Origin of the sequence: Rahnella perminowiae (genome assembly GCF_019049755.1) — a bacterium.
In the GTDB taxonomy this organism is placed as follows: domain Bacteria; phylum Pseudomonadota; class Gammaproteobacteria; order Enterobacterales; family Enterobacteriaceae; genus Rahnella; species Rahnella perminowiae.
In genome coordinates, this window is the sequence record NZ_JAFMOS010000214.1 from 1 (window position 1) to 2,023 (window position 2,023).

Below are 2,023 nucleotides of genomic sequence, written 5' to 3' on the forward strand. Positions count from 1 at the left end.
TCATTAATTATATATCGATTTTTACATCCAGGGAAACCTGAGCAATAATACGATTGCAGATCTTTTATTATTAGGGAGAATAAAGAAGAGGTTAATATCGCGCGAAAGGGCGCAACGAACAGTTTGCGCCCGGATTTCAGCATGGTGTCAAACGGGGTAAAATGACCTTTTTTCGTCATCAGGTATAAGGTCTATCTGCAGCATACCCAGCATGCTGTTAGCGATTTCCCGCTCACCCATCACCACACGATCCGCACCGCGCTCCATGATATAGGTGACTTCGTCATCATAATGCGCACGGGCAATGATCTCAATATTGGGCCTTTTGGTACGTGCCGATGCGACGATTTCACCGGCTTCATAACCGTTCGGGATCGTCACCAGCAGCCAGCGGGCGCAGTCGAGACGCGCAAGATCCATCACTTCCTGATTGGCGGCGTTGCCCAGCACGGTGCTGATCCCCTGATCGCGTAGCGCTTCGACGCGTGGACGCGAATTTTCAATCACCACCAGCGGAATACCGGCGGCCTGAAGTTTCTCGCCGAGCAGGCTGCCGACACGACCATAACCAACCAGCAGTGCATGATTGCACAAATCGAACGGGATCTGTTTCTCATCTTCAACCGCTTCTTCAACGTTCTGATCTTCTATGGTTTCTGTATTTGTCAGATACTTTTCCAGCAATGTAAACAGCAACGGATTAAACATAATCGACAGGATCGCCCCGGCCAATACCAGGTTACGACCCTGTTCAGACAGCAAGCCCAGTGATATCCCCAGGCCAGCCAGAATAAAGGCAAATTCGCCGATCTGCGCCAGACTGACGGAAATTGTCAGCGCGGTGCGTTTGGAATGTCCGAACATTTTCACCAGCAGGAAGGCTGCAATCGATTTACCGAACATGATAATCGCCAGCGTGGCGATCACGGTAAGCGGCTCGCGAACCAGAATCATCGGGTCGAACAACATGCCTACCGACACGAAGAACAGCACCGCAAACGCATCGCGCAGCGGTAACGTGTCGTGCGCCGCACGCTGGCTGAGTTCGGATTCATTGAGCACCATACCGGCGAAGAACGCACCCAGCGCGAACGACACATCAAAGAATTCGACGGCGCCGTACGCGATGCCCAGCGCCAGCGCCAGAACAGACAGCGTAAACAGTTCGCGTGAACCGGTACTGGCGGTTTTGGCGAGGATCCACGGTACCACGCGGCGGCCGACCACCATCATCAGCACCATGAACGCAATCACTTTACCAATGGTCACTGCCAGTCCGGTCAGCAGTTCGACCGGGCTGGAATGATGGCTTTCCAGCATGCCGCTGAACGCAGGCAGCAGAACCAGCGTCAGCACCATCACCAGATCTTCAACAATCAGCCAGCCGATGGCGATTTGCCCGCGCTGGCTGTCAATCAGTTGCCGTTCTTCCAGCGCCCGCAGCAACACCACAGTACTGGCGGTGGACAGGCACAGTCCGAACACCAGTCCGGTGGCCAGATCCCAGCCCATCAGACTTGATAACCCCATCCCAAGCAGCGTCGCTACCGCGATTTGCGCTACAGCGCCGGGAATGGCTATCGACTTTACGGCGAGGAGATCTTTCAGGGAAAAATGCAGACCGACGCCAAACATCAGCAGAATGACGCCGATTTCAGCCAGCTCCGGTGCCAGCGAGGTGTCAGCAACGAAGCCCGGTGTAAAAGGGCCGGCCAGCACGCCAGCGGTGAGATAGCCAACCAGAGGAGAAATTCGCAGGCGGTTGGCGAGCATTCCTAACAGGAACGCTAAGACCAGACCGCCGACGATGGTAGTGATGAGAGGCGTAGAATGATGCATTCAGACTCCTTCTGGTTATGCATAAAGCAAATGTGTTGCTGATTGTTTCTAAGTGTATGGTAAAAATCGTTTTCGCGTTGGGGAAATTTGGCCTTTTTTATTAAAAATCATCAGCAGACGATAAAAAAATTTCCAACGCGGGATTTAAATGGGTTTTATCAGGCAGATATCAAGGGAATAAGGG

General features: G+C 52.9%; 1 protein-coding gene. It reads right to left on the minus strand.

Annotated features, from left to right (window positions below; genetic code table 11):
- Positions 1-147: 147 nt before the first annotated feature.
- The gene (gene ybaL / locus J1785_RS01390; protein ID WP_217218644.1) at positions 148-1,839 is read right to left on the minus strand and encodes a YbaL family putative K(+) efflux transporter; all 1,692 of its coding nucleotides are present in this window, start codon (positions 1,837-1,839) and stop codon (positions 148-150) included.
- Between the last annotated feature and the right edge of the window lie 184 nt (positions 1,840-2,023).